This window comes from Pseudomonas sp., from assembly GCF_050739995.1.
GTDB lineage: Bacteria > Pseudomonadota > Gammaproteobacteria > Pseudomonadales > Pseudomonadaceae > Aquipseudomonas.
Genome location: NZ_JBOICG010000211.1, coordinates 1 through 8,236 on the forward strand (window position 1 = coordinate 1; position 8,236 = coordinate 8,236).

Consider the following 8,236-nt stretch of genomic DNA (forward strand, 5'->3'; position numbering starts at 1 on the left):
CCACCGTATTCGCGAGCAAGCCCGCTCCCACATGTTGACCGAGATTAGCTCTCAAGGAGCCGACTCTTGGCCATCAATCAAACTTGTAGCTGATCGCTGTCTGCACCTGGCCCTGGTTCACGTTTCCGGCTTCCTTGACGATGCTGCTTTTGGCTGCGGAGCCGACCAGGTGCACCCAGCTGGCGCTGGTCAGCAACGTCCACTTGGCGGCCAGGGGGAATTCGAAATTCTGGGTTAGCGTCAGGTTCTGGAAGCCCGCGCTAGCGTTATAGGGCCGATAGCCTGAAGCCGCGGACTCCTTGGCGTCGACGCCGAAAAAGGTTTGGGTCTGGCGGGCGTCGGCAAAATGCGCGATCAGGTCGGTGCTGCCAATAACACCGCCACCTAACGGGTAGCCCACCTCGCCGCCGAGTTTGCCCAGCACGCCACTTTGATCGCGCGGCCCGCCTACGGCCTGGCCCACTTGGGCATACACGCGCCAGAAGTCGGCCGGGGCGTATTGGATGAAACCACCCACTTCTGCCATGTCCGGCACATCACGCAAGCCACGCAGCGAACCGTTGGCCGAACGTCCCGGCAGGTAGTTGATGTAGGGGCCGGCGGTAAAGCCGCTGGTGTTGAGTGCGCTCCAACTCAGGCCGTCGTCGGAGTCCAGGCTGACGCTACCCCACTCCAGGTCCAGGTAGGGAACAGGCTGTGTTTCGTAGCGGCTGCCGGTGGGGTCGTAGGGTTGATAGCTGACACCAACGCCCACGTCACCCGTGATGCCGGCTGCCCAAGCGGTGCTGGAAACCCCCAGCAACCCGAGTAAACCGGTGAATACAGCGCACGTGACCTTGAACATGGAGCGGATTCCTTATCTGAACTGGCGCGCATTCACGCGCGAAGGGCGACCCTCGCGCAAGCACTCATCTTGTTTGTAGCAAGCTACAAAAATTGTAGCTTGCTCGATACATATCACCACCACTTTCAATCAAAGCCCCAGCCCCGCTGGCTCTTGGGCAGTTGGCACACTCCCTGCTTTACCTCGATGGCAAGCGCACAGAGCGCTCCTCTTCAAGGTAAACGCAATGATCCAGTGGCATATCGTGTGTGACTTCGACGGGACCATCACCCCCACCGATGTCATCGACAACGTCCTCCAACGCTTCGCCGGCCCCGAGTGGGAAACCATCGAACAGGAATGGCTGGATGGGCATATCGGTTCCCGCGAATGCCTGAGTCGCCAACTGGCGCTGATCAAAGCCACCCCTTCCGAGCTGCTGGCCTATTTCGACAGTGTCGAAATCGACCCGGATTTCCCGGACTTCGTCGATCACGTCATGGGCCTGGGTGCCACTATCGAAGTGGTCAGCGACGGCATTGAGCAAGGCATCGCGCGCATCTTGTCGCGCAACTACGTGACCCTGCTGCCGATCCTCGCCAACCGCCTGCGCCAGGTCGACCAGAACAGCTGGCGCATCGACTTCCCGTACTCCAGCGATGCCTGCCGTGCCGCTTCCGGCAACTGTAAGTGCAAATCCACCCCACGCAACAAGCGCGTGCTGGTGATCGGTGACGGCAAGTCCGACATGTGTGTGGCCTCCACCGCTGACTTCGTCTTCGCCAAAGGCAGCCTGGCCAAATACTGCGAAGCCAACAACATCCCTCATGCGCGCTTCGACACCTTTGCCGAACTGCCTGCGTTGCTGGCCAAACTGCCGCAAGGCGTCGCCGCCAACGCCAGCACCTATGCCGCTGAACTCTCTATTGAAAATCAGGAACTCTTCCACCATGTCTGATATCCGTATCGCTACCGCCGAAGACCAGATCCTTCTGGATAAAGAAGCCAAGTATTGCTCCTACGGCGACACCGTTCACTACATCGAACCACCGCGTATTTTCAGCCGTTGCGAAGGCTCCTACGTGTGGGACACCGAAGACCAGGCTTACCTCGACCTGCAAATGTGGTACTCGGCCGTTAACTTCGGCTATGCCAACCCGCGCCTGAACAATGCGCTGAAACAGCAGATCGACACCCTGCCGCAAATCGCCAGCCAGTACCTGCACAAAGGCAAGATCGAGCTGTCGGAAATGATCGCGGTCGACGCCAAGAAGAAATTCGGCCTCGACGGTCGCGTGCATTTCAACGTCGGCGGTTCGCAGTCCATCGAAGACTCCCTGAAGGTCGTGCGTAACGCCACCAACGGCAAGAGCCTGATGTTCGCCTTCGAAGGCGGCTACCACGGCCGTACCCTCGGCGCATCGTCGATCACCTCCAGCTACCGCTACCGTCGCCGCTACGGCCACTTCGGCGAGCGCGCGCAGTTCATCCCGTTCCCGTACCACTTCCGCGGCCCTAAAGGCATGACCAAGGAAGAATACGGCAGCCACTGCGTGCAGCAATTCGCCCGTCTGTTCGAAACTGAATACAACGGTGTGTGGGACCCGAAAGTCGGTTCCAGCGAATACGCCGCGTTCTATGTCGAGCCGATCCAGGGCACCGGCGGCTACGTTATCCCGCCGATGAACTTCTACCGCGAATTGAAGCAAGTGCTGGATCAGCACGGCATCCTGATGGTGTCCGACGAAATCCAGATGGGCTTCTACCGTACCGGCAAACTGTGGTCGATCGAGCACTTCGACGTGCAGCCGGACGTGATTGTCTTCGGTAAGGCGCTGACCAACGGTCTCAACCCACTGGGCGGCATCTGGGCCCGTGAAGAGTTGATCAACCCGAAGATCTTCCCACCAGGTTCGACTCACTCCACCTTCGCCTCCAACCCATTGGGTACGGCGGTAGGTCTGGAAATGTTCAAGATGACCAGCGAAGTCGATTACGGCGCCATGGTCATGGCCAAGGGCAAATACTTCCTGGAAGGTCTGCAAGACCTGCAGAAACGTTTCCCGATCATCGGCGACGTCGATGGCCTGGGCCTGGCTCTGCGCTGCGAAATCTGCGGTCCGGATGGCTTCACGCCGGACAAGGCGACCCTGGACTACATGGTCGAGGAAGGCATGAAGGGCGACATGATCGTTGACGGCCAAAAACTCGGCCTGATCCTCGACGTGGGCGGCTACTACAAGAACGTGATCACCCTGGCACCGTCCCTGGAAATCAGCTACCCGGAAATCGACCTGGGCCTGAAACTCCTCGAGCAACTGCTGGTGCGAGCGACAAAACGGTGAGCAACCTCGGGATCGACCTCGGTGAAGGTGATGCCGGCTTCGTTCTCGGTGAAGGTCCGGTCGGGATCCTGTTGATCCACGGCCTGACCGGCACCCCGACGGAATTGCGTCAGGTTGCCAAGGGTCTGGCCAAGGCGGGTAACTGCACGGTGTACGTACCCACGTTGGCCGGGCACTGCGGCGATAACAGCGACTTGCAGGCTACCGGCTGGCTGGACTGGTACGAAGGCGTGCGCAAGACCTTTACGCAAGTCAAGCAACGCCACGAGCAGGTGTTTGTCGGTGGCTTGTCCATGGGCGCGGTGATGTCGATGTACGTGGCCGCCGAGCATCCGGGGCAGGTGACTGGGCTGCTGATGTATTCCACCACCTTGAAGTACGACGGTTGGAGCATCAACAAGCTGGCGTTCCTGACGCCACTGTTGATGAAGATCCCATTCGGCGTGCACATCTGTCGCTTCGAGGAGAAGCCGCCGTATGGCATCAAGAACGAGCGCCTGCGCTCGATCGTCGAACGGCAGATGAAGGAAGGGGAGAGCAGCGAGGCCGGTTTGTTGACCATGGAAGGCATCACGGTGCGCGAATTGCACCGCATGAACGCCGTGGTCAAGAAACGCATGCCCGAGGTCAAGGTACCGGCCCTGGTGTTGCACTCCATCGAGGACGACATCACCAGCCGCTGGAACGCCGATTACGTGGAGCGCCATCTCGGCGGGCCCGTGACCAAGATCCTGCTGGACAACTGCTATCACATGATCACCGTCGACCTGCAATACCGTCGGGTGATCGAGTTGAGTGCCGAATTCGTCGAGCAACATGCCGCAGCTCTCCAGGCGCCTGTAGATTATCGACAGCGGGCATAAGCCTAAGGACGCGACGTGATCACCGCCCAAGCCTTCTCGACCATCCGGGCCATCCAGCGCAGTGCCTGGAACGACTGTTTCCCCGGAGCCCTGGAGGATTGGGACTATTACGTCGCCGTGGAAAGCGCGGGCATCGATGACTTCCAATGGCGTTACCTGGCGGTCTACGAAGATGAAACGCTGGTGGCGGTAGCCGCCGCGTTCATCACTCATTATCGGCTCGACACCACGGTGTCGGGCAGCAGTAAGCGCTTCACCGAGCGCCTGGCGCGACTGTGGCCGGGCGTTTTGCAGTTGGGGTTGTATGCCATCGGCTCCCCGGTTGCCGAGCGCTGTGATGCGGGCGTTGCCAGCGCCGTGCCCGAGGCGCGGCGCCCGTTGCTGCTCAAGCATTTGCTGGAAGCCGCGCAACAGGATGCCAATACCTTCGGCATCGGCCTGGTGGCGGTCAAGGATGTACCGACCAATGATTCGCACTGGGCGCTGAGCTGCCGCGACGCTGGCTTTCAAAGTATGCCGAGCCTGCCGTCCGGGCTGCTGACACTGCCCTTCGGTTCGGTGGACGCCTACCTGGGGTCGCTGTGCAAATCGACCCGCAAGGACCTGCGTCGCAAGTTGCGTGCGCCGGGGCCGCGGGTAGAGTGGCGGCATAACATCGATGACGTATTGCCCGAGGTCATGCGCCTGTACGAAGACACTCTCAACCGCTCGGATTTGCAGTTCGAACGCCTGCCCGCGAGTTACTTCACTGGCATCCTTGAACGGCTTGAGGAACGTGCGGTCTGTGTCTTGTACTGGGTGGACGAGCGGCTGGTGGCGTTCAACCTGATCCTGTTGGACCAACACCGCTTGGTCGACAAGTTTTTCGGGCATGACGTTGCGTTCAGCCGTGAGTACAACCTTTACTTCCGCAGTTGGCTGACCAATGTCGACTATTGCATTGCGCACCATATTCCGGTGTACGAGTGTGGTCAGGAAGGTTACGCCAGCAAGCTGCGCCTGGGGTGCGAGTTCCAGTGCAACAGCATGTTCTTCCGCCACCGTAATCGGCTGGTGAACGAACTGCTCAAACTCGCGAAAATGTTTCTACGACCGGATCGTTCCGACCCTGCCATGGCTGCTGTGATAAGCGAAACCTGATGATCACCAAAACCCGCCAGAAAGCCCGCCCCTTTGCCATTTCGCGCTGGAGCGTCCAGCGCAAGCTGGTGCTGGCGTTCTGGCTGGTCAGCGTCATTCCCACCATGATTGCGGCTGAGCTGGCGGCCACCACGCTGTCACAGATTTTCGACAGCAACGTGCGCATCTGGCTGCAAGAGTCGACCAAGATCGTCAAGGACGAGATCGGTGACATCCTTCATGACAATGCGCGCATGGCCAAGCTGTTCCTGCGCTACACCAGCCCGCCTTCCAGCAAGCATGCCGCCAAGCACGATCGGCTCACCGCCGACATCGCCGACGCCACTGATATTGACGTGGTTGCGTTGATTCGCGTGAGCGATCAAAAGGTGGTGTTCAGCACGGCGGCCGACGATGTGGTCAAGCAGATCAACCTGACCAGCAACGCCGTCTTGCAGACCGTGCAGGTGGCGGGCGTGACGACGGGGCTGGTGGTCTCGACGTTTGGAACGACGCAAGAAGGGGTCGACTACCTGCTGTTGGTGGCGACCTACCTGGACAGCAGTTTCCTCACCAGTGTGGCGGATGTGCACTCCCTCGACCTGCGCTTGTACCTGGCCAACCCTACTGGTTTTTCCGAGATTTTCTCGACCCAGCGCTTTGACAATCACCCGTCGCGCATTCCGAAAAGTGTCGAAACGGCCATACGTGCCACCAAGCAGCCGAGTGAGCAGTTCACCAACAATTACAGTGGTTTGTATTGGCCGATCTTCAACGACAACGGTGACTTGCAAGGCGTGATCTTCAGCGGCCTGCTGCGCCATACCAGCCTGGTGGGGCTGGTGAACCAGAGCAACCTGTTTGTACTGATTTTCCTGCTGAGTTCGGCGTTGTCCCTTGGTGCCGGGGTGTTGGTGTCACGCCGGCTGACCAAGCCGCTGCGGGACTTGTCCCAAGGCGTGGACGCAGTGATTTCCGGCCATTATGAACACCGTGTGCTGGTGAGCGGCGGCGACGAACTGGCGCAGTTGAGCAGCACCTTCAACCACATGACCGAGCGCCTGGGGGAGTTGCACCACCTGGAGGCCCAGTTGCGCCGTCGTGACCGGTTGCACGCACTGGGCGAAGTCGCCATGGGCCTGGCCCACGAAATTCGTAACCCGCTGGGCATCATCAAGACCGCCACCCAGTTACTGCACCGCCGTACCGACTTGCCGGAGACCGACAAGCGCCACCTGGAATACGTGATCAGCGAAGTCAGCCGCATCAACGACCTGATTACCGAGTTCCTCGACTTCGCCAAACCCAACCCGCCGTTGCGCGTGCTACAGGTCGCACGTCCGGTGGTAGAAGAAATCCTCGGCTTCTGCGGCCCGGAATTGGCCACCCACAACATTGATGCGCAAATCGACGACCAGGCCCCCGGCGCAACCCTCTATGCCGATGCCAAACAGCTCAAGCAGGCGTGCCTCAACCTGATTCTCAACGCCATAGATGCGATGCCTGAAGGCGGGCGCCTTACGTTGGGCATCGCCAGCAAAGACGGCTACACAGTAATCAGCATCGCCGACACCGGCCAGGGCATCCCGGCGGATATGATTGAGCGTATCTTCACGCCATTCGTCACCACCAAGGCCTCAGGCACGGGCCTGGGGCTGGCTAAAGTCTATTCGATCATGGAAAGTCACGACGGCAGCATTGAATGTGCCAGTGAGCAAGATGCCGGCGCCACCTTCAGCCTGTACATTCCGGCTCAGGGTGAAGACGACGGTGAGGATGAGGAAGGTCATGACGCATAACGTGTTGGTAGTCGACGACGAGCCCAAGCTGTGTGACTTGTTGTCGTCCGCCTTGAGCCAGAATGGTATCCAGGTGTTCACCGCGAGCAACGGCCTGCACGCGCTTAAAGTGCTGGAGCAGGAAGACATCGACCTGGTGATCAGCGACTGGCGCATGCCGGGCATGGACGGACCCGCGCTGCTGGCCGAGATCAAGGTGCGTTTCCCGGAGTTGCCGGTGATCGTGATGACGGCCTACAGCACTGTGAAAAACGCCGTGCAGTCGATGCGTAACGGCGCCTATGACTATATCGCCAAGCCGTTCGACATCGACGAGCTGGACATCACTGTGGCCAAGGCCCTGCAGTTTCGCGACATCCTGCGTGACAACGCGCGCCTGCGCGCCGAACTCGATCACCACGCGCAATTCGACAGTCTGGTGGGCGACAGCCCGGCCTTTCGCCAGGTGCTGCACGCGATCGACTCGGTCCGCGATAGCAATGCAACTATCCTGCTCACCGGCGAAAGCGGCACCGGCAAGGAAATGGTCGCCCGCGCCATCCACAAGCATGGTAGCCGCGCCGACAAACCCTTCGTGGCGGTCAATTGCGCGGCGATCCCCGAAGGCTTGCTGGAAAGCGAGATGTTCGGCCACCGCAAGGGCGCTTTCACCGGTGCCGTCAGTGATCGTGTCGGGCGCTTCATGCAGGCGGACAAGGGCACGTTGTTCCTCGACGAAGTGGGCGACATGCCCCTGTCGCTGCAGGCCAAGATCCTGCGTGCGTTGCAGGAGCGGGTAATCGAGCCGGTGGGTGATCCACGCGAGCGCAAGGTCGACGTGCGGGTGATCGCCGCCACCAACAAGAACCTGCTGGATGCAGTGGCCAATAAAGAATTCCGCGAAGATCTGTATTACCGCCTCAACGTGTTCCCGATTCCACTGCCGGCCCTGCGCGAACGCGCCGAAGACATCGTGCCCCTGGCCCGGCACTTCGCCCAGACCCTGAGCGCTACCGCTGGCAAACGCATCACGGGCTTCAGCCCGGAAGCGTTACAGGCCATGGCGGCGTACAACTGGCCGGGCAATATCCGTGAGCTGCAAAACTGCGTGGAGCGGGCGACCATCGTGGCGGCCAAGCCGGTGATTGAAGATATCGACTTGCCGGCTTATCTGTTTGCTTCCAAACCCACCGAGGGCAACGTTACTGCACTGCTGAGTGACACACCGGGCGTGCCTGCGGACCTGGATGCTGCGCTGGCCGAGGTCGAAAAAACCTATATTCTGGCCGCGTTGAATGAGAGTAATGG

At 60.0% G+C, this 8,236-nt stretch carries 7 protein-coding genes; 6 read left to right on the plus strand and 1 reads right to left on the minus strand.

Annotated elements, in window-relative coordinates; translation table 11 throughout:
* Positions 1-73: 73 nt before the first annotated feature.
* Entirely contained in the window at positions 74-844 is a 771-nt protein-coding gene (locus ACRESD_RS07335; RefSeq protein ID WP_431750315.1) for a MipA/OmpV family protein, read from the minus strand.
* 226 nt (positions 845-1,070) lie between these two features.
* Between ACRESD_RS07335 and ACRESD_RS07340 the strand changes: the two genes are divergently transcribed.
* The 6 genes from ACRESD_RS07340 to ACRESD_RS07365 all read left to right on the plus strand — a co-directional run.
* Positions 1,071-1,781, plus strand: a complete 711-nt coding sequence (locus ACRESD_RS07340) for an MtnX-like HAD-IB family phosphatase (RefSeq protein WP_431750316.1) — start codon at positions 1,071-1,073, stop codon at positions 1,779-1,781.
* A complete protein-coding gene (locus ACRESD_RS07345; protein WP_185707623.1) occupies positions 1,774-3,168 on the plus strand; it encodes an aspartate aminotransferase family protein in 1,395 nt (464 codons plus the stop codon). The genes ACRESD_RS07340 and ACRESD_RS07345 overlap by 8 nt, the downstream gene beginning before the upstream one ends.
* Entirely contained in the window at positions 3,165-4,031 is an 867-nt protein-coding gene (locus tag ACRESD_RS07350; RefSeq protein WP_431750317.1) for an alpha/beta hydrolase, read from the plus strand. Before ACRESD_RS07345 ends, ACRESD_RS07350 begins: the two co-directional genes overlap by 4 nt.
* A gap of 15 nt (positions 4,032-4,046) precedes the next feature.
* On the plus strand, positions 4,047-5,171 hold the full coding sequence (locus ACRESD_RS07355; protein ID WP_431750318.1) for a GNAT family N-acetyltransferase: 1,125 nt from the start codon (positions 4,047-4,049) through the stop codon (positions 5,169-5,171).
* Positions 5,171-6,949, plus strand: coding sequence for an ATP-binding protein (locus ACRESD_RS07360; protein ID WP_431750319.1), 1,779 nt, complete (start codon positions 5,171-5,173; stop codon positions 6,947-6,949). The genes ACRESD_RS07355 and ACRESD_RS07360 overlap by 1 nt, the downstream gene beginning before the upstream one ends.
* Positions 6,939-8,236, plus strand: a 1,298-nt coding sequence (locus tag ACRESD_RS07365; RefSeq protein ID WP_431750320.1) for a sigma-54-dependent transcriptional regulator, incomplete at its 3' end; no start/stop codon positions are given. The genes ACRESD_RS07360 and ACRESD_RS07365, both read left to right, overlap by 11 nt.